The organism is Pedococcus sp. KACC 23699 (genome assembly GCF_045348425.1).
In the GTDB taxonomy this organism is placed as follows: Bacteria; Actinomycetota; Actinomycetes; order Actinomycetales; family Dermatophilaceae; genus Pedococcus.
This window is the reverse complement of sequence record NZ_CP157483.1, coordinates 62,201-86,126: the sequence shown is the minus strand read 5'-3', so window position 1 is coordinate 86,126 and position 23,926 is coordinate 62,201. Positions and strand designations below refer to the sequence as shown.

The 23,926-nt window shown below is 67.6% G+C and carries 24 protein-coding genes and 1 tRNA gene; 13 read left to right on the top strand and 12 right to left on the bottom strand.

Annotated elements, in window-relative coordinates; all coding sequences use genetic code 11:
* Positions 1 to 159: 159 nt before the first annotated feature.
* Genes ABEG17_RS00390 through ABEG17_RS00365 form a run of 6 tightly spaced genes read left to right on the top strand, consistent with a single transcriptional unit; the run spans position 160 to position 7,819 of the window.
* Positions 160 to 1,071 carry a glycosyltransferase gene (locus ABEG17_RS00390; RefSeq protein ID WP_406831268.1) on the top strand — a complete coding sequence of 304 codons (912 nt, stop codon included), beginning with the start codon at positions 160 to 162 and terminating at the stop codon, positions 1,069 to 1,071.
* Complete coding sequence (gene glf, locus ABEG17_RS00385; RefSeq protein ID WP_406831267.1) at positions 1,068 to 2,291, top strand: UDP-galactopyranose mutase; 1,224 nt, start codon at positions 1,068 to 1,070, stop codon at positions 2,289 to 2,291. The genes ABEG17_RS00390 and glf overlap by 4 nt, the downstream gene beginning before the upstream one ends.
* The gene (locus tag ABEG17_RS00380) at positions 2,288 to 4,243 is read left to right on the top strand and encodes a glycosyltransferase (RefSeq protein ID WP_406831266.1); all 1,956 of its coding nucleotides are present in this window, start codon (positions 2,288 to 2,290) and stop codon (positions 4,241 to 4,243) included. Before glf ends, ABEG17_RS00380 begins: the two co-directional genes overlap by 4 nt.
* A complete protein-coding gene (locus ABEG17_RS00375) occupies positions 4,240 to 5,118 on the top strand; it encodes an ABC transporter permease (RefSeq protein WP_406831265.1) in 879 nt (292 codons plus the stop codon). The genes ABEG17_RS00380 and ABEG17_RS00375 overlap by 4 nt, the downstream gene beginning before the upstream one ends.
* Entirely contained in the window at positions 5,118 to 5,852 is a 735-nt protein-coding gene (locus tag ABEG17_RS00370) for an ABC transporter ATP-binding protein (protein ID WP_406831264.1), read from the top strand. Before ABEG17_RS00375 ends, ABEG17_RS00370 begins: the two co-directional genes overlap by 1 nt.
* Complete coding sequence (locus tag ABEG17_RS00365; protein ID WP_406831263.1) at positions 5,849 to 7,819, top strand: DUF6541 family protein; 1,971 nt, start codon at positions 5,849 to 5,851, stop codon at positions 7,817 to 7,819. The genes ABEG17_RS00370 and ABEG17_RS00365 overlap by 4 nt, the downstream gene beginning before the upstream one ends.
* A 331-nt stretch (positions 7,820 to 8,150) precedes the next feature.
* Here the strand turns inward: ABEG17_RS00365 and ABEG17_RS00360 are convergent, their stop codons facing one another.
* Positions 8,151 to 8,327: a DUF1059 domain-containing protein gene (locus tag ABEG17_RS00360; RefSeq protein ID WP_406831262.1), complete on the bottom strand. Its 177-nt coding sequence runs from the start codon at positions 8,325 to 8,327 to the stop codon at positions 8,151 to 8,153.
* 1 nt (position 8,328) lies between these two features.
* Complete coding sequence (locus ABEG17_RS00355; RefSeq protein WP_406831261.1) at positions 8,329 to 9,192, bottom strand: sensor histidine kinase; 864 nt, start codon at positions 9,190 to 9,192, stop codon at positions 8,329 to 8,331.
* 323 nt (positions 9,193 to 9,515) lie between these two features.
* Here ABEG17_RS00355 and ABEG17_RS00350 point away from each other — a divergent pair.
* Positions 9,516 to 9,589, top strand: a tRNA-Ile gene (locus ABEG17_RS00350).
* Positions 9,590 to 9,614: 25 nt separating this feature from the next.
* Here ABEG17_RS00350 and ABEG17_RS00345 read toward each other — a convergent pair.
* From ABEG17_RS00345 to ABEG17_RS00335, 3 genes are read right to left on the bottom strand one after another with little or no spacing between them, the layout of a single operon-like run.
* Positions 9,615 to 10,730, bottom strand: coding sequence for a tyrosine-type recombinase/integrase (locus ABEG17_RS00345; RefSeq protein ID WP_406831260.1), 1,116 nt, complete (start codon positions 10,728 to 10,730; stop codon positions 9,615 to 9,617).
* Between the two features lie 2 nt (positions 10,731 to 10,732).
* Positions 10,733 to 10,957 (bottom strand): helix-turn-helix transcriptional regulator, encoded by a 225-nt coding sequence (locus ABEG17_RS00340; protein WP_406831259.1) that lies wholly within the window; start codon positions 10,955 to 10,957, stop codon positions 10,733 to 10,735.
* A 10-nt stretch (positions 10,958 to 10,967) separates the two neighbouring features.
* Positions 10,968 to 12,512: a replication initiator gene (locus ABEG17_RS00335; protein WP_406831258.1), complete on the bottom strand. Its 1,545-nt coding sequence runs from the start codon at positions 12,510 to 12,512 to the stop codon at positions 10,968 to 10,970.
* A gap of 705 nt (positions 12,513 to 13,217) precedes the next feature.
* Here ABEG17_RS00335 and ABEG17_RS00330 point away from each other — a divergent pair.
* On the top strand, positions 13,218 to 13,415 hold the full coding sequence (locus tag ABEG17_RS00330; RefSeq protein WP_406831257.1) for a hypothetical protein: 198 nt from the start codon (positions 13,218 to 13,220) through the stop codon (positions 13,413 to 13,415).
* An 85-nt stretch (positions 13,416 to 13,500) separates the two neighbouring features.
* A complete protein-coding gene (locus ABEG17_RS00325; protein WP_406831256.1) occupies positions 13,501 to 13,917 on the top strand; it encodes a hypothetical protein in 417 nt (138 codons plus the stop codon).
* Between the two features lie 178 nt (positions 13,918 to 14,095).
* Here the strand turns inward: ABEG17_RS00325 and ABEG17_RS00320 are convergent, their stop codons facing one another.
* Positions 14,096 to 14,284 carry a hypothetical protein gene (locus tag ABEG17_RS00320; protein WP_406831255.1) on the bottom strand — a complete coding sequence of 63 codons (189 nt, stop codon included), beginning with the start codon at positions 14,282 to 14,284 and terminating at the stop codon, positions 14,096 to 14,098.
* A 746-nt stretch (positions 14,285 to 15,030) separates the two neighbouring features.
* Between ABEG17_RS00320 and ABEG17_RS00315 the strand changes: the two genes are divergently transcribed.
* On the top strand, positions 15,031 to 15,387 hold the full coding sequence (locus ABEG17_RS00315; protein WP_406831254.1) for an SRPBCC domain-containing protein: 357 nt from the start codon (positions 15,031 to 15,033) through the stop codon (positions 15,385 to 15,387).
* A gap of 436 nt (positions 15,388 to 15,823) precedes the next feature.
* Here the strand turns inward: ABEG17_RS00315 and ABEG17_RS00310 are convergent, their stop codons facing one another.
* From ABEG17_RS00310 to ABEG17_RS00300, 3 genes are all read right to left on the bottom strand, one after another.
* Positions 15,824 to 16,141 carry a hypothetical protein gene (locus ABEG17_RS00310; protein ID WP_406831253.1) on the bottom strand — a complete coding sequence of 106 codons (318 nt, stop codon included), beginning with the start codon at positions 16,139 to 16,141 and terminating at the stop codon, positions 15,824 to 15,826.
* Between the two features lie 954 nt (positions 16,142 to 17,095).
* Positions 17,096 to 17,737: a response regulator gene (locus ABEG17_RS00305; RefSeq protein ID WP_406831252.1), complete on the bottom strand. Its 642-nt coding sequence runs from the start codon at positions 17,735 to 17,737 to the stop codon at positions 17,096 to 17,098.
* Entirely contained in the window at positions 17,728 to 19,692 is a 1,965-nt protein-coding gene (locus ABEG17_RS00300; protein WP_406831251.1) for a sensor histidine kinase, read from the bottom strand. The genes ABEG17_RS00305 and ABEG17_RS00300 overlap by 10 nt, the downstream gene beginning before the upstream one ends.
* Before the next feature lie 258 nt (positions 19,693 to 19,950).
* On the opposite strand from ABEG17_RS00300, the gene ABEG17_RS00295 reads away from it, so the two are divergent.
* The gene (locus tag ABEG17_RS00295) at positions 19,951 to 20,460 is read left to right on the top strand and encodes a hypothetical protein (RefSeq protein ID WP_406831250.1); all 510 of its coding nucleotides are present in this window, start codon (positions 19,951 to 19,953) and stop codon (positions 20,458 to 20,460) included.
* A gap of 189 nt (positions 20,461 to 20,649) precedes the next feature.
* Positions 20,650 to 21,039 carry a hypothetical protein gene (locus ABEG17_RS00290; protein WP_406830504.1) on the top strand — a complete coding sequence of 130 codons (390 nt, stop codon included), beginning with the start codon at positions 20,650 to 20,652 and terminating at the stop codon, positions 21,037 to 21,039.
* Positions 21,040 to 21,076: 37 nt separating this feature from the next.
* Here the strand turns inward: ABEG17_RS00290 and ABEG17_RS00285 are convergent, their stop codons facing one another.
* Together ABEG17_RS00285 and ABEG17_RS00280 are read right to left on the bottom strand one after the other, a co-directional pair.
* Complete coding sequence (locus ABEG17_RS00285; protein WP_406830503.1) at positions 21,077 to 21,661, bottom strand: SMI1/KNR4 family protein; 585 nt, start codon at positions 21,659 to 21,661, stop codon at positions 21,077 to 21,079.
* A 436-nt stretch (positions 21,662 to 22,097) separates the two neighbouring features.
* A complete protein-coding gene (locus ABEG17_RS00280; RefSeq protein WP_406831249.1) occupies positions 22,098 to 22,688 on the bottom strand; it encodes a hypothetical protein in 591 nt (196 codons plus the stop codon).
* Positions 22,689 to 22,774: 86 nt separating this feature from the next.
* Here ABEG17_RS00280 and ABEG17_RS00275 point away from each other — a divergent pair, with 86 nt between their 5' ends.
* Entirely contained in the window at positions 22,775 to 23,053 is a 279-nt protein-coding gene (locus ABEG17_RS00275; protein ID WP_406830501.1) for a hypothetical protein, read from the top strand.
* A 93-nt stretch (positions 23,054 to 23,146) separates the two neighbouring features.
* Here the strand turns inward: ABEG17_RS00275 and ABEG17_RS00270 are convergent, their stop codons facing one another.
* A complete protein-coding gene (locus tag ABEG17_RS00270) occupies positions 23,147 to 23,611 on the bottom strand; it encodes a hypothetical protein (protein ID WP_406830500.1) in 465 nt (154 codons plus the stop codon).
* Between the last annotated feature and the right edge of the window lie 315 nt (positions 23,612 to 23,926).

Sequence of the window (23,926 nt, the reverse complement as noted above, 5' to 3'; positions counted from 1 at the left end):
CGGTAGACCGTGAAGGCTGAAGGGATGCTGGGTGCCAGGTGAACAACTGGCGACCGATGATGGCGACTGGAGTGCCGGAATGCGCCCTTTGTCGCTGGTCCACCCGCAGGACTCTTTCTGTTCAGGTTCCCTTGGGGTGGGCGTCTTAACGTAGATATCGTGAGTACTCCCTTCTCCTTGCTCCTGCCCGTGTACCGCGGCGACCGCGCCGACTACCTGGTCAGGGCCTTCCAGAGCACCGTGAACGAGCAGGTGCTCCGACCCTCGGAGGTCCTGGTCGTCCAGGACGGCCAGATCGGGCCGGAGCTGGCGTCAGCGCTCGAGCGAGCCGAGTCCTCCAGCCCCGTGCCTGTGCGACGCCTGCAGCTCAAGCACAACGTCGGCCTGGCCCAGGCGCTGCAGTGCGGGCTGTCGGCCTGCTCGCACGAGGTGGTCGCCCGGATGGACGCCGACGACATCAGCCTGCCGCACCGGTTCGCCGTTCAGCTGCCCATGATCGAGGCCGGGGCGGACCTCGTCGGAGCCGGGATGCGCGAGTTCGGCGAGGCGACTCCCACCGACGGCCTGCTGCGCATCCCCCCCACCGATCCGGCGCAGATTGCTGCCGAGGCCCGGCTGCGAAGCCCGTTCAACCACCCGACCGTCGTCTATCGACGGTCCGCGGTCCTGCAGGCCGGTGGCTACCGCGAGCTGCCGTTGCTCGAGGACTACTGGTTGTTCACGAGGATGATCGAGGCCGGTGCGGTGGTGGCCAATGTGGCCGACCCGCTCGTGCTCTACCGCGTTGACGCCGGGTCGTACCAGCGTCGTGGGGGAGCGCGGCTGCTGCGTTCCGAGCTCGGCCTCCAGCGGCGACTGCACCGCGAGGGGTTCACCACCTCCACGCAGATGGTGCGCAACGTCGTCGTCCGCGGCGGCTACCGGGTGATCCCGGTTCGTCTGCGGACGGCGTTGTACCGCAACAGGTTCACCCAGCCGACTGGGACCGTCGGCGACACTGTCGACCGTGAGGTCCTGGGAGGGACGGTTCCCCCGGCCCGCCACCTCCGCCGTGAGAGGAGGGACGTATGAGGGCCGACCTCGTGGTCGTCGGTGCAGGGCTGTTCGGCCTCACCGTCGCCGAGCAAGCCGCAGAGCGCGGGCTCGACGTCGCCGTCGTCGACCGGCGCGACCACCCGGGCGGGAACGCCTGGAGCGAGACCGATCCCGACACGGGCATCGAGGTGCACCGCTACGGCGCGCACCTCTTCCACACGTCCAACGAGCGGGTCTGGGACTACGTCAACCGCTTCACGGCCTTCACGTCCTACCAGCACCGGGTCTGGACGGTCCATGCCGGCGAGGTGTACCCGCTCCCGATCAACCTCGGCACGCTCAACCAGTTCTTCCGCTCCAACCTCGGTCCCGCCGCGGCACGCGAGCTCGTCGCCGAGCAGGCGGCCGAGCTCGACGCCGAGCCGCAGAACCTCGAGGAGAAGGCGATCTCGCTCATCGGTCGCCCGCTCTACGAGGCCTTCATCCGCGACTACACCGCGAAGCAGTGGCAGACCGACCCCAAGGACCTGCCCGCCGAGGTGATCAGCCGCCTCCCGGTCCGGTACACATACGACAACCGGTACTTCAACGACACATACGAAGGACTCCCCGTCGACGGGTATGCCGCGTGGCTGAGCCGGATGGCCGACCACCCGCGCATCTCGGTGCACCTCGAGACCGACTTCCTCCAGACCGGCCACGACCTGTCGCGCGACGCCGTCCGGGGGCAGGTGCCGGTCGTCTACACTGGGCCGGTGGATCGCTACTTCGGTGATGCCCACGGCGCGCTCGGCTGGCGCACGCTCGACTTCGAGCGGGAGGTGCTCCCCACGGGTGACTTCCAGGGGGCCCCGGTGATGAACTATGCCGACAGCGACGTCGACTTCACGCGCATCCTGGAGTTCCGCCACTTCCACCCCGAGCGTGACTACCGCGAGGACAAGACGGTCATCGTCCGTGAACGGTCGCGCAGCGCAGGTCCGGGCGACGAGCCCTACTACCCGGTCAACACCCCCGAGGACCGCGCGCGACTCCTGGCCTACCGCGAGCTCGTGGAGCAGGAGCGGGAGCTGGGCATCGCGTTCGGTGGCCGTCTCGGCACGTACCAGTACCTCGACATGCACATGGCGATCGCCTCGGCGCTGCGCCTCGTCGACGACCTCGACGGCCTGCTGAACGGCGCGGCTGCGAGCCGTGGGTCAGATGTGGCGCCTGCCCCGGTGCCCGGTTCCGCGCGGATGGGGGCTTCGGCATGACGGGCTCGGAGCGGGTCCTGGCCCGGGTGGTCTTCCCCACCGACGGCGACCTCGACGTCCTGCCCCTCTATGTGGATGGTCAGCAGGTGCCGGTGGCGACCGAGGGTGGCGCCGCGGTCGTCCCGGTCACGTACGACCAGAACCCGGACCAGGTGTTGGGGCGACGCTCGTACTCGCTCGGTCACGGCCAGAGGGCGTCGTTCGCGACCTACTTCAACGCCTTCCCTGCTGGGTACTGGCGTCGGTGGAGCGTGCTGGCCGGAGTCCGACTCCGGGTGAGGACGTCCGGAGACGGCACCCTCATGGTCTATCGTTCGTCGGCCCGCGGGGCCGTCGCCCGGGTGACGTCACGCTCGCTGAGCGGATCGGCAGATGAGTGGGTGACCCTGCCGCTCAACGCTTTCGGTGACGGCGGCTGGTACTGGTTCGACCTCGTGGCCGGTCGCGGCGACCTCGTCCTGGAGCAGGCGGACTGGGTGTCCGGTGATCTGCGCCCGGAGGCCGAGGAACCGCCCCACGGCTCGGTCACCGTCGGCATCACCACGTTCAACCGCCCTGCCTACTGCACCGCGCTGCTCGAGCAGCTCGGTTCGGCGCAGGAGCTGCACGGTGTCGTGGACGAGGTGCTCGTCGTCGACCAGGGCACGCAGCCGGTGCGCGATGACGCAGGCTTCGACGCGGCATCGGCGGCCCTGGGCAGCCGTCTGCGGGTCGTGGAGCAGGGCAACCTTGGCGGTTCGGGTGGGTTCGCCCGGGCCATGCTCGAGACGCTCGACGTCGGCCGCAGCGACCACGTCCTGCTGCTCGACGACGACGTCGTGTGCGAGCCCGAGGGTGTCGCCCGTGCCGTGACGTTCGCGGACTTCGCCCGGACCCCGACCGTCGTCGGTGGTCACATGTTCTCCATGTACGAGCGTTCGGTCCTGCACGCCTTCGCCGAGCGCGTGGCGCCGTGGCAGTTCCGGTGGGCTCCTGCCGCAGCGACGCAGCACGACCACGACCTGTCGGAGTCCAACCTGCGTTCGACCCCGTGGCTGCACCGCCGTGCTTCGGCCGACTACAACGGGTGGTGGATGTGCCTCATACCCACCACGGTCCTGCGCGACGTGGGTCTGTCCCTGCCGGTCTTCATCAAGTGGGACGACGCCGAGTTCGGCCTCCGGGCCGCGGCTGCCGGGTATTCCACGGTCTCGCTGCCGGGTGCGGCCGTGTGGCACGTGCCGTGGACCGACAAGGACGACTCGGTGGACTGGCAGGCGTACTTCCACGCACGCAACCGGTTCGTCGCCGCCCTGCTCCACACGCCCTTCGAGCACGGTGGACGGATGGTGCGCGAGAGCCTGGCCATCCAGCTCAAGCACCTCATGGCGATGCAGTACTCCGCGGCGCACCTGCGCGAGCGGGCGCTGCTCGACGTCCTTGAGGGACCGGACGGCCTTCACTCGAGCCTGGGGACCACCCTCGCCGAGGTGCGGGCGGCCCGGGCGGCCTTCGACGACGCTCGCGTGGCGACCGATCCGACGTCCTTCGCCCAGGTCCGACCCGGCAAGCCGCGCCGCCGCGACCCCAGCACCGGAAAGCCCGTGGGCCAGCTCGCCACCCTCGTCACCGCCGCGCTCGGTATGGCGCGCCAGCTCACCCCGGTGTCCGAGTCGTCGCGCCGGCGCCCCGAGCGTGAGGTCCCTGCAGTGGACGCCGGCTGGTGGACGCTCTCGAGGCTCGACTCGGCTCTCGTCTCGACCACCGACGGCACCGGCGTCTCCTGGCACCGCCGCGACCGGGCCCAGGTCCTGGCGGCCACCCGCCGCGCCACGGCCGTCCACCAGCGCCTGCTGCGCGAGTGGCCGCGGCTCGCAGCCGAGTACCGCGCAGCCCTGCCGGAGCTCGTGGGCGTCGACGCGTGGCGCAAGACGCTCGACCTCCCGCTACCCGATCACGGTGACGAGCCGTGACGGTCGCGCTCCCGTCTGCGGCGGCTGACCCGCTCGTCGTGCAGGGTCGCGGCGGTGGCTTGCGCGAAGTTGCCAGCCGTCGGTTCCTGCTCAGCCTGCTCGTGCGCAAGGAGCTGCGGGTCCGCTACCGGGCGTCCGTGCTGGGGCTCGGTTGGTCCTACGTCAAGCCCGCCGTGCAGTTCGGCGTCTACTTCGTCGGCCTCGGCCTGGTGTTGCGACAGAACGCGATCGGCGACTACGCGGTCTACCTCTTCGGGGGCCTCGTCGTGATGACCGTGTTCGGTGAGGCGGTCGGCAACGCCACCCGCTCCATCGTGACCAACGCCGACCTCGTTCGTAAGATCTACCTGCCGCGCGAGCTGTTCCCCGTCTCCAGCCTCTTCGTCGCAGGGGTCCACCTCGGCCCGCAGCTGCTCGTCCTGCTCATCGGCGCGGTCGTCGCTGGGTGGGCGCCCGACCCCGTGGGCATGCTGGCCCTGGTGGCGGCGCTCGCCCTGGTCGCCCTGTTGTCGCTCGGGCTCGGCCTGCTCCTCGCCGCCGTCAACGTGCTGTTCCGCGACGTGGAGAACGTCGTCGACCTCGTGCTGATGGTGATCATCTGGACCAGTCCCGTGCTGTACCCGTGGCAACGGGTCGCCGACCTGCTCGGCCCCTACCCCGTGCTGCTGGCGATCTACCAGTCGAACCCCCTCACGGTCGCCGTCGAGCTCGTGCACCGCGGCACGTGGGCCAACGCGTCACCGGGGAACGCGGCATCGCTCCCACCGGACCTGGGTACGCGTGTCATGGTGTCGTTCGCTGTGGCTATTGCCCTCCTGGCCCTGGGGCAGTGGGTGTTCCGCAGGCTGTCGGGCCGTTTTGCCCAGGAGCTCTGATGGGCGCCCCGATTTCCGCCGTCGAGATCGACGGCGTCTCCAAGCACTTCAGCCTCCGACACACACACTCCCTCAAGGAGAGTGTCGTCTGGACCCTCCAGGGCCGGGCTCGGCGCGACGAGTTCACCGCGCTGCACCCGCTCGACCTCACGATCACCCAGGGCGAGGCGGTCGGTCTGCTGGGCCGCAACGGGTCGGGCAAGTCCACCCTCCTCAAGCTGGTGGCCGGGGTCATGACGCCCGACAGCGGGGAGGTCCGGGTGCGTGGGCGGCTGGCGGGGCTCCTCGAGGTCGGCGCCGGTTTCCATCCCGACCTCACCGGCCGGGAGAACGTCTACCTCAACGCCTCCATCCTCGGCGTCGAGCGCGCCCAGATCGAGGAGCGGTTCGACGACATCGTCGCTTTCGCCGACATCGGCCAGTTCCTCGACACCCAAGTGCGCTTCTACTCCTCGGGCATGTTCCTGCGGCTCGCGTTCGCCGTGGCCGTGCACACCGAGCCGGACGTGTTCCTCGTCGACGAGATCCTTGCCGTCGGTGACGAGGCGTTCCGCGCCAAGTGTCTCGAACGGATCGAGCTGCTGCGTGCCGAGGGCCGCACCCTGGTCGTCGTCAGCCACGACCTCCCCCTCGTCGAGCGACTTTGCGACCGCGGTGTCGTGCTCGATCGGGGCCACATGATGGTGGACGCCTCGGTGGGAGAAGCCGTGGCCGCCATGCGGGTGGCAGGTTGAGCTCCTGGTACGCGGCGTGGCCGGCCCTGGTGGCTGCCGCTGGAGTCCTCGTGCTCCCCGGACTGGTGGTGTCCCTCGTAGCGGGGCTGCGCGGCATACCGGCCATCGCCCTGGCACCGCCGCTGTCGGTGACGGTCATCTCCGTGTCCGCGGTCGTGGCAGGCCTCGTCGGCGTGCCGTTCGGCGTCCTGGTCGTCGCCGTCGGGACCGTGGTCCTGGCAGCGGCCCTCGGCGGTGTTCTCGTGGCAGCCCGTGCCTTCGGCCTCCGAGAGAGACAGCCGATCACCCGTAGCCGTGGCGCCGACGCTGCCGGTCTTGCCGGCGCCGTGGTCGGCGGCGTGTGCGCGGCGGTTGCGGTGATGCGGGGGATCGGCAAGCCCGAAGTGTTCCCCCAGACGTTCGACGCGGTGTTCCACCTGAACGCGGTCTGGCACGCGCTGCAGACCGGTGACGCCTCCTCCCTCGCACTGGGCACGGTCGCGGCCCCCGGGCGGTCGATGGGGTTCTACCCGGCGGCCTGGCATGACGTCACCATCCTCGTCGACCAGCTCAGTGGTGCAGGGGTGGTGGTCTCGGCCAGTGCCGTGTCGGTGGTCATCGCTGGGATCGTCTGGCCCTGGGGTTGCGTGCTGCTCATCCGGCAGGCCATCGGTGCTCGTCCGGGGGTCCTGGTTGCGGGCGGGGTGCTGTCCGGAGCCTTCGCCGCCAGCCCGCTCATGCTGTTGTCCTACGGCACCTTGTGGCCGAACGCCCTCGCCACGGTGCTCATCCCGGCGGTACTCGCGTGTGCGGTGAGCGTGCTCAGGGTCCCCGAGCGCGGTGTCCAGGAGCCTGGGCCTGACGGGGAGCCGGCCGTGAGCGACCCGGGGCGGCTCCGTGCGGGAGTCGTCGGTCTCGCCCTGCTGCCGGGCGTGCTGCTCGCTCATCCCAACGCGATCTTGAGTGCCGGGCTGCTGGTCACCGTCCTTGCGATCGTCGCGGGCTGGCAGTGGGTCTCTGCGCCGAGGACGAGTACTGCCCGGCGCCTCGTCGTCGCCGCCGGCGCGGTGGGCGTGGTGGCCGTGGAGCTGTGGCTGGTCGTGTGGTCGCCGGTCTTCGACACGACGCGGGCAATCAGCTGGCCGTCCGGCCAGACCATGGCGCAGGCCGCGGGGGAGTGGATCCTGTCGGCTCCGATGAGGACGCCCGTGCCCTGGCTGGCCTCCCTGTTGGTCCTGGTCGGGCTGGTGGCAGCGTGGCGTCGGACCTCGACGCGCTGGCTGGTGGTGGCGCACGTCGCTGCCGGCGCCCTGTTCGTCCTCGTCGCGGGCAGCGACGGTCCCGTCGCTCGGGCCCTGAGCGGGCCGTGGTACGACGACCCCTTCCGCCTCGCAGCCCTGGTCGGCGTGCTGGCCGTGCCGCTGGCGGCACTGGGGCTGGAGTCGCTCGTGTCAGGTGTCACTGCTCGGCTCGGGGCTCTTGGTCGGGGGCGTCGCGAGTGGGCAGTCGTCGGTGCGGCCGTCGCGCTGGCGGTCGTTTCGGGTGGGGTCTACTCGGGGGCCGACAGCAGCGTGGTCGCTACCTGGTACTCGAGTCACGACATCGTCGGACCCGACGAGCAGGCCCTGCTGGAGCGCCTGCCCCAGCTCGTGCCGGCTGGCACCACCGTCGCGGGAAACCCTTGGAACGGCTCGGTGCTCGCAGCGCCACTGGGTGACCGCACGATGCTGTACCCCCACCTGCAGGGCAGCTGGGGACCGGACCGCACCATCGTGGCCTTGCACCTGTCCGCGGCCGGGAGCGACCGTGAGGTGTGCCCCGCGGTGCGGCGCCTGCGGCTGGGCTACGTGCTCGCCGGGCCCGTGTCGTTCTGGAAGGGCGACTGGCGCCAAGCTCGGTACGGAGGCCTGGACGTCGCCAACACGCCGGGGTTCGAGCCGGTTGCCCATGGTGGACGGCTCACGCTGTATCGCGTCACCGCCTGCTGACCGCTGACGACGAAAGCGCCTCCGCCTGTCCCAGAGCGGGAGTGGCGGAGGCGCTTGACGTGCGACCTACCCCTGGTGTCGGCCGCAGCCGGGGTCCGCGGCGGATGAAGCCAGGACCTTCGACGGTGTCGGGGGGCTTCGCCGCTTGGAGTGGGGGTGCGCTAGGCCCTCCGACACAGACAACGCTACGCCTGCCCCTGCGGTGACAGCAGTGCCTTGACCGGACCTTTGCCCAGCGCGGGGCAACTGCATACTCCAGGAGCTGTCATGAACCGGGACATCTCGCATGCTGGGCGGTGCTGGCGCCTGCCCACCCCCGGGCTGGAGTGGCTCAGGCGGCGCGGATGTGTGCAGCCACCGTGTCCGCGGTGGCCGCGTCGATCGTGTGCAGGCCGTGGTCGACGGACGCATGCGCCGCGACCTCCTGCATCAGGCTGTCGCGGTCGTTGCTCTCGAAGTGCGCGTTGCACCCCGGCATGACGTCCCCGCAGGCTAGTCGAAAAGTCATCTCAGGTTCCCTTCATCGGTGGTGTGCTGTGGTTGGCGGGTCGGGGCACCCGGGCCCAGAGGACCAGGGTCTCGTCGGTCTGCTCCAGGCCCATGACACCGCCGTGGGCCACGGTCAGGGCACGGGCGAGGTAGAGGCCGAAGGTGATTCCGGAGGTGTCGTCATCGAGGTCGAAGGGCTCGAACAGCCCCTGCAGCCGCGAAGGTGACAACGGCGATCCGGTGCGCGTGACGCGGAACTCGGTCCAGGTCGTGGTCTCGTGGCTCTCGACCTGGACGGTGCTCGGCGCCGGCTCGAGGTTGGCGGCGCCCCACATGTCGCGCAGGACACGGGTGAACAGGTCAGGATCGACGAAGGCCGGGTGGTGGGAGGGGGACTGCGGGTGCAGGCCGGACGCCTCGAAGAGCGCAGAAGCAGCCACCGCTTCGCGGCGGATGGTGAGCCGCCCCAGGGACGCTGCGACCAGCAGCTCGACGTCGTTGATCCGGTTCTCCAGGGCCAGGTATGCCTTCTGCAGGCGTCCCATGACGGAGTCGAGCTGTTGTGGTGGGAGGTCACCATCGGCGATGACGTCCAGCCAGCCGCGGCCCACCGCGAGGGGAGTGCGCAGCTCGTGGGCGAACGCAGCCAGGAAGCGGTCCCTCTGCGCAGCGGCCTGTGCGTCCGGCGCATTGGTCACGGCCCGGGTGCCGGCGTCGACGAACTGCTGGACCCAGCGGTGGAGCACGACGGGGTCCACGTCGCCACGACCGGCCACGCACGAGACCGACTCACCCGCGAGCACCTCGCGCACCAGGACCACCCTCGTGTCCTGGGCCTGCACCTCCCCGGGAAGAAGGCGCAGGGGCGTCACCTGGTCGCGCATACGGTCCGATCGGTTCTTGGGTCAACGGGTTTCGCCTCACGGCGCCCCGCTGTCGGCCACAGCAGTCCTGCACGGGGTAGCCCATAATTTAGCCAAGCCGATCCTGCGCGGACCTCCCAGATAGGCGCTTCGGCGACGACTTCTGGACGTTCGGGCGAGTGTGTTGCTCAGGGCTTGTCCCCGAGCCGTATGCGTGCTTGTCCTCCGGCCGCTCCCCGGCTCCCGGGTCTGTCCCACGTCGAGGGCGGGGGCAGCCCATGTCCCGCTCCGCCGAGCTGCGGGTAGGCTCGCGGCGCCCAGCCGGTGCAGGCCGAGCTGGTGCCGGGGCAGTAGCTCAGTCGGTCAGAGCAGCGGACTCATAATCCGTCGGTCGTCGGTTCAAGCCCGACCTGCCCCACACAGCGTTTGTCGAGGTCTATGCCCTACGCGGCGTCATTTCGGCCTCCCGGGGCGGCAGTGATTTCGCCGCTGTGGCGCATTTGTGGCACATGCGCATCGAGCAGGGCCGCCACTGAGTCAAGGTCGTCACCGAACAGCCCGGCGTAGACATCGAGGGTCATGGCGGCCGACGAATGTCCAAGCATCCGCTGGACCGCCTTGACACTCGCCCCTGCGGCGATGGCCAAAGAGGCGGCCGTGTGCCGCAGGTCGTGGGGAGTCAGACCGACGATTCCAGCTTGGGCACACGCCGGGTCGAAGACGCGAGTACGCCAGTTGCCTAGCCGCAGGGGACCTCCGAGGGGTGACATGAAGACGAGGTCGCCGGGCTCTTTGCCCGCGACAGCCTCCTCGAGCAGGGGGAGGAGGCCTGGTGGGACGGGAACTGATCGGGTCTGGTGGTTCTTGGTCGTGCTCCACACGAGTCGGCCGCCAATCTCCGAGGCGCTCTCGGCGATGTGCAGCCGGCGTCGGGTGAGGTCGACGCGCACGACGCGCAGGGCGGTGAGATCTCCGAAACGGATGCCCGTGAACGCCAAGATGCAAATGGCCAAACCACCATTGCCCGACGCGCGGACGAGGGCTTCAAGTTCCGGCGGAGTGAGGAATCGTGGTTCGCCCCGCACCGCTCGGGGCAGGCGCACCCCAGCGGCTGGGTTGCGGCTGATCCGACCGTCGCGCAGAGCCAGATCCATGATTAGGGAGAACACCCTGTGCACCTGACGTGTGGTCGACGGGCTCGATCCGCCCTCGGTCAGTTCACCGATCCAGGCCGCCACGTCCGACGGGGCCACGTTGGACAGGCGGGTACTTCCCCACTTCGGCTCGACGTGGTTGCGGACGATGCCTCGGTACCGCTCAGCGGTGGACTCCTTCAGGTGCGATAGCCCCGCAACCCACACCTTGGCGAACTCACCGACGGTCACCTTTCCCGCGGCCGGGTCGAGGTAGTTCCCACGGTTCATCTCAGCCAGGAGGGCCGCGAGGAAGCGCTCGGCGTCCACCTTCCTGCCGAACGACTTCTTGCGTTGCCGGTGCTGTGGGTCACGCCAGCGGGCGAGCCACCGCCCATTGCGTGAGTCCTTCGTGATGCTGGCCATGCTCAGGCCACCTGCTCCGTGACCCAAGCCCGCACTGCGGCCGGCTGGTAGCGCAGATGTTTCCCGAGCCGCACGGCGGGCGGTCCCATCCCGCGATGGCGCCACTGGTACAGCGTGCCGGTCGGGACGCCCAAGTAGACCGAGACGTCATGGATCGTCCACAGAGGCTCGTTTGGTGCGATCGGTAGGACCTTGGGCGACCAACCCTGGTCCGGTCTGTCCTTCATCAGCTTCTCCTTAATCGGGTGAGCACTCGTATCTGCGCTGGACTCGCTCTTGGGCGTACTCGCGGGCGCGTGAGGCTGCAGCGACGGCGAGGGCGGTCTCGCCCTCGTTGGCCCAGCCGCTTCCTGCGTAGGCCCATTGGCCGATGATGAGAGTGGTGTCGTCGTCCTCGTCGGCGAGAAGCTCGGTCTCGAGCTGGCGCAGGTCGAGGTGCCGCCCGGTGCGGTTGGCTTCGGCGATACGGGTCCGGGCTCGTTGCCGGGCTCGGCGAAGGGCGCCGAGGGTCACGGAGTAGCGCCGGGACTTGGTGGCGAAGTGGCCTCGAAACCCAAGGGAGGCGGACCACTTCCCGAGGAGGTCGTAGGGGCCGGGCTCATCAACGACAGCCGTCCCCGCGGACTGGACGGGAGTTGTGTCGGTGGCGTAGCGGGCGAGTCGTCCTGCGGTGGCGTGGAGTCGGCGCAGGTGGGCGGTGTTCGTGGTGGTGGTGTCCGTGGCTGACTTGGTGGCGTACTTGGCCAGGTAGCCGGCGACCTGCTCGGGGGTGAGCTCGCGGTCGGGGTCGTCGGTTCTGCGGGAGGTGCGGACCGGGCGGGTGTCGACCTGGACACCGAACGCCAGTGTCCGGGTGTGGTCGCCTGGGTGGACTGGTGGGGCGGTGAACCGCACAGCGGCCGCGGCATGGGCGACGAGGTCGGCCAGAACCGGTGCGGTGAGGGTGGGTGGGGCGGGGGCGAACCCTTCGCGGGTCTTGGGTCCGTCGAGGCGGATCAGGGCGTGGAAGTGGACGGCGCCGCGCAGCTGGTACTCGGCGACCTTGGCGTACTGCACCGTCGTCCGGTCGACCAAGCCAGTTGCCGGGACGCCGAGGTACGCGGCGACGTGCCGGCGTAGGGCGATGGTGAAGCGGCGCCACAGCTCGGGCGCCCACCACTGCCACACGACGTGGGAGGGGTAGTCGTAGCAGTCGACGCACAAGGGTTGCCCCACCTTGGGATCGCCATCGGTGTGGATGCTCATGCACGAGGTGCGGCGCCCGTGCGGGCAGCGGGTGCCGTCGTCGCGGCGGGGGCGGCACCGACCACCATTCGCCCGTGTGCCGTGCACGGGGCCGAAGGAGGGGGCGGTGAGGGTCGAGAACACCAAAGGGTTGTCACCGACCGTGGTGGGGACACCCTTGCCTCCGGCGACCCCGGCCCGGATGAGGTGGAACGTGTCGGCGGCGTACTGACGTGAGCAGGACTCGCAGACGGAGGCTCGGCGGTTGCCACATCGCTTGTAGGTGATCCCGGTTGGTTCGTCGAGGTGGGAGGAGTAGGAGCGGATGACTTCGCCGGTGGTCTTGTCGAAGGTTCGCGTGTGGCCCACGAGGCGGACCGGGTGTGCGCACGACCCGACCCGGGCCACGGTGGTCGACCACTCGCGGAAGTCTGGGGAGATCAGTCTGGCGACGAGCTGCGCCTCGACCTCCGGGGCTAGGTCGGGGAACTCCAGGGCCCGTTCCTCCGGCGGGGGTGGCACCCTTCGACCCGAGACGGTGTCGTTGGTCGTGCGCATTGGTGGCCCCCTTTCCCGATGAAGGGTGTGCCGTGCGAGCGAAAACTTCTGTGACCCGTCCGCACGGCACACCCGGTACTTGGGTCACCCCTGGCATGACTGACCGGCGCACGGGTCACACACGTGCCGGCCTTGGTGCCTGCGAACGGAACCTGTTGTCCTCCAACGCCTCCCGTGACACCGACCGGCTTGGTCGGGGGTCTGTCCGCTCTACGACAGTCCCAGCCGGATCGGGCCTAGTCCACTAACTGTCAGGGCGACCGACGATCCTTGACCAAACCCTTACCAACGACGCAAGCGGGGATCCGGCATGTCGCTCACCGGACGACTCTTGGTGGTTCCGGTGGATGCGGTGCAGTTCGAGGACTACAAGGGCAGTGCCGGCTCGATGCCGAGCTCACGCAGGAGGGTTGCGATGCGACCTTTTGGTACGCCGACAACGTTGCAATCGCCAGCCTCTCGGACGAAGGCATGTCATACGTGACCTGGCTGACGGACAAGCAGCGGACGGCCCTGGCGGAGGTTGTCGGTGCCGCGCGAGTGATGAAGCTGAGCAACTGGCGACGGACCCATCCGTCGCTGTGGCGGTCATGGCTGAATCGTCTGGCATCGCGGGGCCAATAGGCATCCGACGAGCGGTCGGATCGCGGCAGAAGCGGATACTCGCTGCAGGGGAGGGGCAGCGACATCGCTTACTCTGACCGCATGTTCTCGGCATGGGAGTACAGGGCGCTCGTGGTGCTCCCGTTCGTCGCGCTCTTCATCCTCGACATCCTGTGGCTACGTGCTCCAGAGCCGCCCGGACCGCGATGGCTGATCGTGGGCGGCGTGCTGTTGCTGGTCGCGCTCGGAGTGTGGACCGTGCGCAGTTGGCGACGCACACAAGAGGCACCTAACCGTTAGCTCATGCCCGCGCTAGCGAGCACGCTCCGCACTGTCCGCGGCATGAGCGGTCGGATCGCGGCATGGTCGGGCGGATCCGAGTGGCATGCTCAGCGACATGCGGTGCTACGAGTTGCCTGACCCGGCACTCCGGGCCTACGACCGAGGTGTCGGAACCCTCAGGGTCAGCGGCGAAGTCCGCGGCTATCTCGCCAGCGTCGTCGGGGAGATCAAGTTCCCGGCTCGTGCACCCTGGCCGTGGTTCGTGGTTGTCTGGCTGGACGGGACGAAGGAGCGCTCCTTCGAGGACTACGGCCCGCACTGGTGCACGGTGAGCGAACTGGATGCCGGCTACTTCGACCACTACGAGCAGGGCACACGCAAGGACCGCCGGGGCTGGTTCGGCAGGACCATCAAGGACACGGAGCAAGGTCCGCCGCGCCGCTACGAGTTCGCCTGGCTGCCCGCTGACGAGGCCGCCGAGAAGTGGGTCGAACTTCGCCTCACGGACAACGATTTCTGAAGTAGACCTGTCGTCTCAGCAGGCTTCGGGCCGCGCCCGATACGCGGCAGATGAGTGAATCTCTGCCTGCGGGTGGCCCTGGGCCACGACAGAACGTCGATATTGGTCCTGAGTCCGTCATAAAGACCGTGCCGAGGTGGACCGGCCCGCGGCTCAACAGGCGGGTGTGGGTGGGCGACTAGTTCCAGGATCCCCCGTTGCCCCATCCAGGCCCGGGGCGGACGTTCGGCGGGTCGTCGGCCGAGGGCTCGTCCTGCCACTCCCCGTTGTCGCGTCCCCGGACCCTGTTGACCACGCCGAGGACGATCACCCCCACGAAGGCCAGGGCTCCCAGCGCGAACAAGCCATACAAGATGACCGAGATCATTGCCACAACCTCCCCCGAGACGAGCGCTGCACGCGTCAATTGAAATCTACTCCGCAACCATCCTGCGAGCGCCGTAAACGTTTGAGGCCGCACGATCGGCGCGTCGCCCCGAGACACTGGACCTGTCCCCAACGCGGCAAGAGCGGACGTTTGCCAGGCAGGTGCGAGTTGATCTAAGCGAACGGAGCTCGGCGTGGGTTGCGGGTCCGAACTCGATTACTGAATCAACGGTCGACTCCTCCCAGACCCCAAACACACTCCCATCCTTGACCGCGTCGGTAGATGGGCTCAGACATCGTGACGCCCCTCAGAGGCTGACCTCGGGTCCACGTTGCTGGGATCGGCGATGCAGGGACCTGACCAGCATCAAGGCGGCAGTGCACGGAACGGTGCACCCCGGCACCAACCGTCGCGGCTACCAAGACCGCCGCCACCACGAATGTCGCCCTCGCCCGTCTCGACCTCACGTGCCGGAGCCTACGGTGGGAACACATTTGGGTGGCGTGCTTCGACGGAAGCGAACGTCGATCGTCTCTGCACGAACGCGTGACTCGCGGCAGATGGGGACGTTCACTTCGTGAAGGGGCGTTCGATCACGTTCCCGCTTGTGTGGGGCCAACCCATAGGCTCATCGCCATGCCTTTGGCGCGAATCGACGAAGCGGTTGCTGTCACTATCACCTGGAATATCCACGCTTCGAGCGCTCGAGTATGGCAGTGCCTCACCGATGCCCATGTGCTCGATGAATGGCTGGCCGGCTCGTCGACGGTGCAGTCCGAAGCGACTCCCACTTCGTGGTCGACCACGGCGACGGCTACCTGTGTTCATCCAGAGTCATTGCGTGCGTGGAAGGGAAGAGGCTCGACTTCACCTGGCAGTTCCCCGATGAGCCACCCTCGCGAGTTGCCTTTGAACTCGATGAGTCCGACGGCATGAGTGTTCTGCGCTTGAGGCACAGCGAGCTCGGCGACTTCGCCGACTCGTACCGGGTCGGATGGTGCGCTCACCTGGCTTATCTGGAGGCCGCGTCGCTCGGCACCCCGCTGCCGCCCTCCATGTTCTGGCCGATCCACCGCACGATGGCGCAGCTCAGCAGGCTCTGACGACGACCGCTCATCGGCATGATCGACCCCGCGCTCCGCGGCATGAGCGGATACATCTCCGCCCCGAGCGACTGGGCGGCCTTGAAAGATCTTGGTCATAGGATCGAGGAGTGGCAGCGGCGCGAATACGAGGCACCCAACCGATCATGGTCGCTGCGACGGGCCACAGAGTGGCGCAGTGGCGTTGATTCGATCCTTATACGCACGCCCCGGTGTTACCGACTTGGTCGGATGGCGGCACTCGTTCGGCGGTTTGACTGTGGGACTACTCGGCCTCTTGGCTGTCTCTGTTGGAACCACCTGGGCCGACGCCACGTGGCTCGTACCTGTGGGGGCAATCGGGCTGCTGTTGGGGTTGGTGGACACCGTCATCGCGTCGATCTGGCACCCGCAGGCCCTATCGATCCCATTCCGTCCCACAAAACGCTCCGACGGTTCAGTTCGATTCCCGGTCAACTGGGGAAGGCTCGTGGGTCTCGCTGCCTGCGGCGTGATCCTGGAGCTGGTCGGGATAGCCCTGTGGGTGCACGGAGATAGGAACGGGGTTCTTGTGATCGGTTTGGTGTTCTTCGGGGTTTGCACCTTCTACTTTCTCGCGCTCCTGGCCAAAGGTGCGCACGTCTACGTTGAAGTGGGTGACGACGGAATTGTGGATCGAGCGAGACTCGGCCCCGCCCGTACCTTTGCCTGGCGCGACGTCGAAGCAAGCTCCACACGAAATCTCGTGAGTGGCGCGACCCAAGTTCTTCTCCACCTACGGGGTCCTGATAGGTCTCGGCGGCATGGCTCGCGCCACGGCACCACGGCCTATATCAATGCGACTCTGATTACTGGCGGTGCTGACGGGGTACGTACGGCGCTCCGCTACAGGGGCATCAAGAGTCGTTAGTAGAGATGGGTCCGCCCATCCCGGTCCGCAGCACGAAAGTTTCGAACGTGGGACGCGGATCCCGGCACGAGAGGGCGAAGCCGAGCTTCTAACCCCGACTGCGCCGTCCCTCTCTGAGCATCACGGCGACTATGCCTACTCCACAGGCAACACCAATCCAGCCCTTGGGGCTCCCGCCTAGGACCGCGAGCACGCCTCCGATGACGCCCAGCGCGCCAGCGCCGAGACCCAGTCGAATAGTCGTCGCCCTCGTCATTCGACGACCATAGCCATCGGACACGTCCCCATCCCCTCATCGGCACGATCGAGCGGAACGCGGCATGAGCGGACGCACGTGCGGGCTGCCAGCATGGGGGTATGGCGCACCCGGAGAAACGACGTGGAGCCGATGCGCGGGCCGTCCTTGGCCCACTGCTCGGCCTGCTTGCTGCTAGCGCAATCGTCGTTGGGCTGCTGTGGGTGAGTCACGCTGCACTTGGCAGCGGGCCGGGGTAGCAAGTGGCGCAGATCATCGGCGCGATCGTGCTGATGGTGTGCCTCGTACTCGCCTTCAGACGGATTCTGGCGGCATCTGAGAGAGGTCTGAGCAATCGCGACGCCTAGCTCTTCGGTGAGCAGGATCGAGCGCTCCGCGGCAGATGCGGGCGTTTCACGCGGGAGCGACGTTGCGTTCTTATCGCAGGAGTTCGGCGTATGGCGGGAACGTGCTGTGGCTCGACTGGCCGGTCTGAATCCATCCCAACTTCTCGTAGAACCGACAACCGCGTCTGTTGTCCGTGAAGACCCTTAGCCACCCACGGCGGTCACTGCGCTGCCCGCTCAACCATTGAGGCGGAGGAACCTCAGGACGGCCAGCACTCGTCGGTTGTCGTCGGTCCTGTCGTCCAGTCCGAGCTTGATCATGATGTTGGCGACGTGGGTCTCCACGGTCCGCGAACTGAGCCAGAGCCGTTTGGCGATGCCAATATTGGCCAAGCCCTGCGCCATGAGGGCAAGCACGTCGCGTTCTCGGGAGGTGAGGGTGTCCAGGGCGGTGTGGGTGCCCGCTCCGATGAGTCGGGCGACTACCTCGGGGTCCAGGGCGGAGCCACCCTTGGCGACGCGCTCGAGGGCGCTGAGGAAGTCGTCCACGTCCAGGACCCGGTCCTTGAGCAGGTATCCGAAGCCGCCGCGCGCCACCAGGTGTACCGAGTGGTTGCTCTCGATGTGTTGGGAGAGCATCAGGATGCCGAGGTGCGGTTGGTCGATGCGCAGGGTGGCGGCGGCTCTGGCACCGTCGTCGGTTCCGTCTGGTGGCATGCGGACGTCGATGATGGCCAGGTCGGGTCGGTGCTGGTGGACTGCCTTGAGGAGGGTGGGCGCGTCTGCGGTCTTGGCGACGATGTCGTGTCCGGCATCGAGCAGCAGGCTCGCGAGTCCCTCTCGAAAGAGGGTGGAGTCTTCGGCGATGACTATGCGCATGGCAAGACCGCCTCGACGACTGTTCCTTGCCCGGTCCCGCTGTTGATCAGCAGGCGGCCGCCGTGGGCGCCGACGCGGTCGCGGAGCCCGGTGAGTCCTGACCCCGGGGTGGCTCGTGCTTGTCCGGCGCCGTTGTCGGCGACCTTGACGTGTAGCTGACCGTGGTCGGTGCTGACGTGCAGCGCGATGCGGTCGGCGCCGGAATGCTTGATCGCGTTGGCGATGGCTTCGGAGGCGACGTAGTACGCGGTTGTCTCCAGATCCTTGTCGAGGTCGACGGTTTCGACGTGAACGGTGACCGGAAGCGGGGCAGCTGCGACCAGGCTCCCCAAGGCGCGCTCAAGGCCGTCGTCGAGACAGCTGGGCCGGATGCCGTGGGCCAGCTGGCGTAGTTCGCCCACTGCGGTGCCGAGCTCGGCGACTGCCGCGTCCAGGACCTCGGAGACGTCGACGCCGCGTGAGAGGCGTCGTTGTGCCAGTCGCAATGCCATGCCCAGGGCAACCAGCCGTTGTTGGGCGCCGTCGTGCAGGTCGCGTTCGAGTTTGGCGCGCTCTTGGTAGCCGACCCTGAGCAACCGTGCTCGGCTGTCGTCGGCGTCTTGTAGGGCGCGGCGTAGGTCGACGCGGACCCGGCCCAGCTCGACCAAGGAGGCCATCCGGTCGGCGATGTCGCGCAGCAGTTCGGCGGACAGATCGGCGCGGGCTGTCAGCGTCCCGACCGTTTGGTCGCCGAGACGGACCTCGGTGGAACGATTGCCCGACCGAACCGGCTGGGGCGTGTGAAGCTCGGCGTCTTGTCCGAGGCTGGTGGCTTGGTACCGCACCGTCAAGGTTTCGTCTCGCAATGCTTGAGCAAGCCGGTGCTGGAGCTCCTCTGGTTCGCCGGTTCCGGTGAGGATGTCGCTCTCCAAGGCGGTGATTGCGGCGAAAGCGACCTGACGGGCAGGGTAGAGCCACCGGTCGACCGACCGCTGCAGGGGCCGGTGCAGCTTGCCAAGGCTCAGGACGCATGCGGCCGTGGCAGCCAGGGCAACTTCGGGGGCACCCTGCGCCAGGACCAGACCCGCGACGGCAGATACCCCGGTGAACACCGTCAGCAGGCCCGCGGTCGCCACCATGTGCGTCGTGGCTCCTGCGAGCAACCGTGCGGGATCGAACAGCTCGGGCCGCACCACAGCGGTGGCCATGAGCGCCGGCAGCGTGACGTAGGCCGTGAGCAGACCTGCCAACAGCACGACGTCCGCGTTGCCAACGACGAGGTAGCTCACCCACCCACCGAGCAGGGCCAGTGGCAGCAGTCCCGCCGACAGCGCCAACCACCGAAATTGCCGTCGCGCCGCGCCGACGGCGCCGCGGTGACGTCTGAACACATGCACCGCCACGGCCCCCAACGTGACGGGTAGGACAACCAAAGCTGCAACGACCAGGACATCCGCCACAGCGGGCGGCAGGGTTCCGAACACGTGCGGCGCCAGCTCGTTCGGCGCCAGAAACGGGCCGGGCGCCACGGCTGAGACCACGGTGAAGAGCACTGCGTCACCAACGAGGACACCAAGCAGTACCCGCTCGAAGCGTGAGCTCAGGTGCCCCGAAGGAAAGAACAACAGCGGCACTGCGACCACGACGTAGATGAACACCCACGCGCCTTGCGACGCGGCGACCACGTAGTCGCTACCGGGAACACGGACGAAACCTGTTGATCCGCCCACCGTTTCGAGCGCAATCAGCGCGGCCTGCAGACCGGGCAGCACCAGCAGGTAGCCCAGCGCGTTCTGAGCGTGGCGAACGGCGACCCAGCAGCCGCACATAGTGGACAGCCCGCCCACCACCGAGGCCACGCCCGCCACCAGCACGTTGTGCGCGGTCGGCTGAGACCAAGCGACCGCGCACGTGGTGGAGAGGACCGCCGCGGTGAGGCAGGCAGCAAGCACGCTCAGCCGGCGTGGCCACGTCACCTCAGAAGCGTAGGCGCCAAGGACCTCGCCGGGCCTCCGTACAAACACGGATTTGGCGCCCGTGCGTCCACCCGGACCAGAACGGGTGCCAGCCCGGATCCGCGACGCGGCCGCGACGAGCACAGTCGAACGCGTCAAACCAAATGAACTGCCAGCCGCACCGTGTAAGGCGACGCCCGGTCGGGCCGCAATACCACGGCAAGCACCCTCCTGCGCCGCTGCGTCAGACCGGCCGCGCCCCCCAGAAAGGCAACCATCATGTGGAACCGAACCAACACCCCCCGAAAGGGGATGCGAGCAGTCGCGGCGGTGGGCCTCGTCGCCGCAGGCGCCCTGAGTGCGCAGTCCGCGGCTCAGGCCGTGCCACCTGACCAAGGCAGCTTCTCCATCACAGAGACCTTCACCGACACCGAGGTTTGCGCCTCAGAGGGTTTCGCGGTCGACGTCACTCAGACCGACGCAGCGCGCTTCGAGGTCTTTCGCAACGCCGACGGCAGCACCAGCCGAGTTCTGGCTCACTGGAACTACGTCGCGGCCATCAGCGCGAACGGTCACCTCATCAACGAGAGGGACCGCTGGCAGGCGTTCTACTACCCCGACGGGTCATCGGTCCTCGTCGGCTCAACGGTCCACATCAGCGGACCCGGGGGGATAGTCCAGCACGACGCGGGACGGGTCGAGTTCAACCCCGACGGCAGCATCGCAGTCATCAAGGGGCCACACCCCCAACTGCTCGGCCAGACATTCTGCTCGGCCCTCCTCCCCTGAAGAAGCAGAGCCGGCGCGACTGCGCAACCAGGGCTCCACGGCCAAGCAGTCGCCGTGGAGGAGCGGTGACTGCCGGCTATCTGTCTTGGACTTGCTATGTCTGCTCATCGGCACGAGCGCATCGCGGCATGAGCGGATGTTCCGTTGGCAGCGGTTGCGTGGCGCAGCGCCAACATGGAGCCTGCTCCCATGGACGACGCGGACGAGATCTGGAACAGGGCGACGCGTGGCGGAGGAAATGCACCGCGAGAGGGCGACATCGCCTTGGCGGCTTCTCTGGCTTTCCACGGGTTGGCCATGAACGGCGGAGTGCTGCACGCGTTCGAGGTGCTGTCGGAGGAAGAGTTGAGCCGCGCACGCAACGGCTTCGTGTGGCTCGCTCTGCCTGAGGTGGCTCGTTTCATGGAGGATACGGCGCAGCAGATCGGTGACACCGACATGGAGGACGAAGATGCCGCCGACGCGCTGGAAGAGAGCGCTGACGACTCATACGAACATGCGCTTCCCTCTGACCAAGCGCTCGAGGACGCATTCCGGCGGCAGCTTGCTGAGCGGCCCGAGGCGTTCCACCCCGCCTAATCCGCCCTGTCCGCGGCAGATCCGTGCGACTGCAGTGCTAGTCCTGCCACCACGCGACGTCTGGGTTGAGTCGTCTCGCGACTTCGGAGAAGACCGAGTCGTCCATTTCCAGGTAGCCGTCTTCGTCGATGAAGTACACGCGCTCCAGGTAGGCGGCGGCCACGGTGTTGAGAAGGCGTGAGACAGATGCGAACTCGACTGGATGCTCTGATTCCTCGATCCGAAAGTGGATCACCTCGCCCCGGGTGTTTGGTTCTTCGGAACACGTGACGGCCAAGAAGTCCCCGCCGCCGTTGGCGAAGACCGGTAGCCAATCCGGGTTCCACCGACGGTCGTCTCGGAAGGCGTCGTAGTTGGTCAGCGCCTCCTTCAGAGAGGCGAAGTAGAAGCCCGGGAACAGGTGCATGTCATCCAGCGTCGTTCCCTCGAGCGCGTCGGTCCCGTCGTGCCATCCATACAGTTCAACGAGCTCGTCGGATGGGACCAGCCCTCGTTCACCAAGGTCAGTGCGAGTCTGCTCGGGTGGGAGGCCGGGCCTGAGGAGGCCAGCAGTGAAGGTCCGCCCGAGACTGTGCATGCCCGTCTCTATTGCCTCAAGAGCCTGATTTATGGGGAGCGGCATGACCGCAACGTACCCGTACATAGCGCCGGAAATGACTCATCGAACGCACACTCATCGGCACGGCCGCGCGGATCGCGGCATGAACGCACGATCGCTACTCCAAGGGCACCGTTTCGCCACCGACGAAAGCCAAGACCCAAACTTTCCGTCAAGTAACTGCTGTAGGACCTGCTCCAGTCGACTCCATCTTCACGACGTCCGCCCATGGGCAAGGCCACGCGGATCGCGGCAGATGAGTGCGTATTGAGGTCGGCCGGCCCGGATCGCACCCAGGGGTCCCGGCCTGTTACCGTGCCTTCGACCTCTCGCCGGAGACGCTAGCTTCGAACGCCCTTGAAGGACTACCGACTTTCGAGCGCACTGCGGCATGAGCGGACGTTCGCCGCTCGATCTCCACCCTCCTGTCCTTAGTCGGGCGTGCCGCCCCGCTAGGCGTTCATTGGCGCTGACGTTCGCCCCCACTGATCCAAGCGGGCACCAGCGCGCTTGGGTACGGGGGGCCGGCGCAGACATGAGCTTGCACCCCCAAAGGGGCGAGCTCCTCAACGAAGACTTTGACGATTCCGTCGATCATCGCCCTGGCAGCTCCAGTGCCGTCGGTATCGAGCCACAGAACGACGCCCCCATCATGGACCGCTGGGCCCAGGACCCATTCGACCGGGCCCTCATCGTCCGCGTCCTCTCGACCGTCAGGCATGACGTGATGTAGCCGATGTGCGACCTGACGCAGAGCGAAGCCAATCGCATCAGGGACGTCGGCGTCTTCGTGAACCTCCTTCTCCAGACGCACTACGAAGGAAGGTTCACCGATCGTCATCAGGAGCTCGTCTGATGGCTCGGGCAGTTGCCCAGAAGGGATGTCTCGTATCTCACCATCGGAGGCCCGAACCGTTTTGAGATACAGACCATCGAATATCCGCTCAGCAACCGATATCTCTACAGCCATAGTTCCCCTCAAGTGGCTTTCAGGCCCGACCGGTGGGAAGACTACGGGCCGGCCGCGCCCGAGGCGGTAGAAACGGCCCATTGCCAGATGCTCGGCACCACCGCACGCCTTTCGGTGAGACCGCGCGGATCGCGGCATGAGCGTGCACTGTCGGGCAGACTCGTGCGGTGGGCAACCGGTATTTCAGACGGCGCTGGGACGAGAGCCGCGGCGATCAGTACGACACGTGGGGTGCAGCCACGTACTACTTTGAAGTCGGCGAGGACGGATGGCCCCTACGGCAGATCGAGGTCTACGACGCCGGCCCTGTCCTGCGCTACGGCCCCGACCGCCAGGAAGACCAGTTCGGGCAGTTGGGCAGGGTGCAGCTCGATGAGTCTGAAGACTGGTCGTCCTGGGCGACTTCCCAGGACGTGTTCGACGAAGTGTGGAGCGATCGCCGGTAAGCGGGCATGAGCGGGCGTCTGCGGCCCTCCGGCTGACTTCATGAATCCATGCCGTGGTCATGTGGGAACGCGCGCCGAGGAATAGCCGCCCTGCTACGTGGGTCGATCGAGTGCACCCTCGGCGAGGAACCTGACCTTGGCGGCGAACTCGACGAGGGCCTCCTGCATCATCGACACGGAACTGTTTGAGAGATGTTGGGAGCGACCGGAGTGGCACACAATCGCCACGCGATAGGAGCACCCCTCCGGCACCTCCGTGAGGGTGTGGCGCTCGAGCACGTCGACCACGTCCACGCTGGGGATGGTGATGTGGCGAGTCGACTCGTGAGGGGGCTCCTCTGCCACGACCGTGGAGGGGAAGACGCTGAGCTGGCCGTGGTCGGTCATCCGGAACATAAGGCTGCTGGCTCCGCCGGCCCCGGGTGAAGGTCCGGCGAGCGAGACCTCCTTGGTGGAGTCCGGGTCGGCGACATGGGTCTGCGCGGTCGGTGCCTCGATCTGGTCCCACACAGCTTGGCACGAGGCGCGGATGAGCACCTCAGCCCATACCTCTTTCACCGGACCCTCCGGAATCGTGGGCGTAGGCCATGCCTCCGTGCGCTTCTCGAGCCGCTGGAGAAGCCTCAGTACCAAACCCACGACGCCACTATCGCGGATCGCCGCCGACCCCGCTGGGCATTCCGGGGTAACGGTGCGGACCTTGCCGTCGAGTCCGTGGGAGAGGGATGCTTTGTCCCCTTGGAGGTGGCCTGGTGCCGTGGCACGACCTCACTGGCAGCGACCTGATGCAAGAATGAGCAAGGGCAAGAAGCCATGGCACGATGAGCGGACCTACCCTCGGCACGAGCGGATCGCGGCTACTTAGAGACTGGT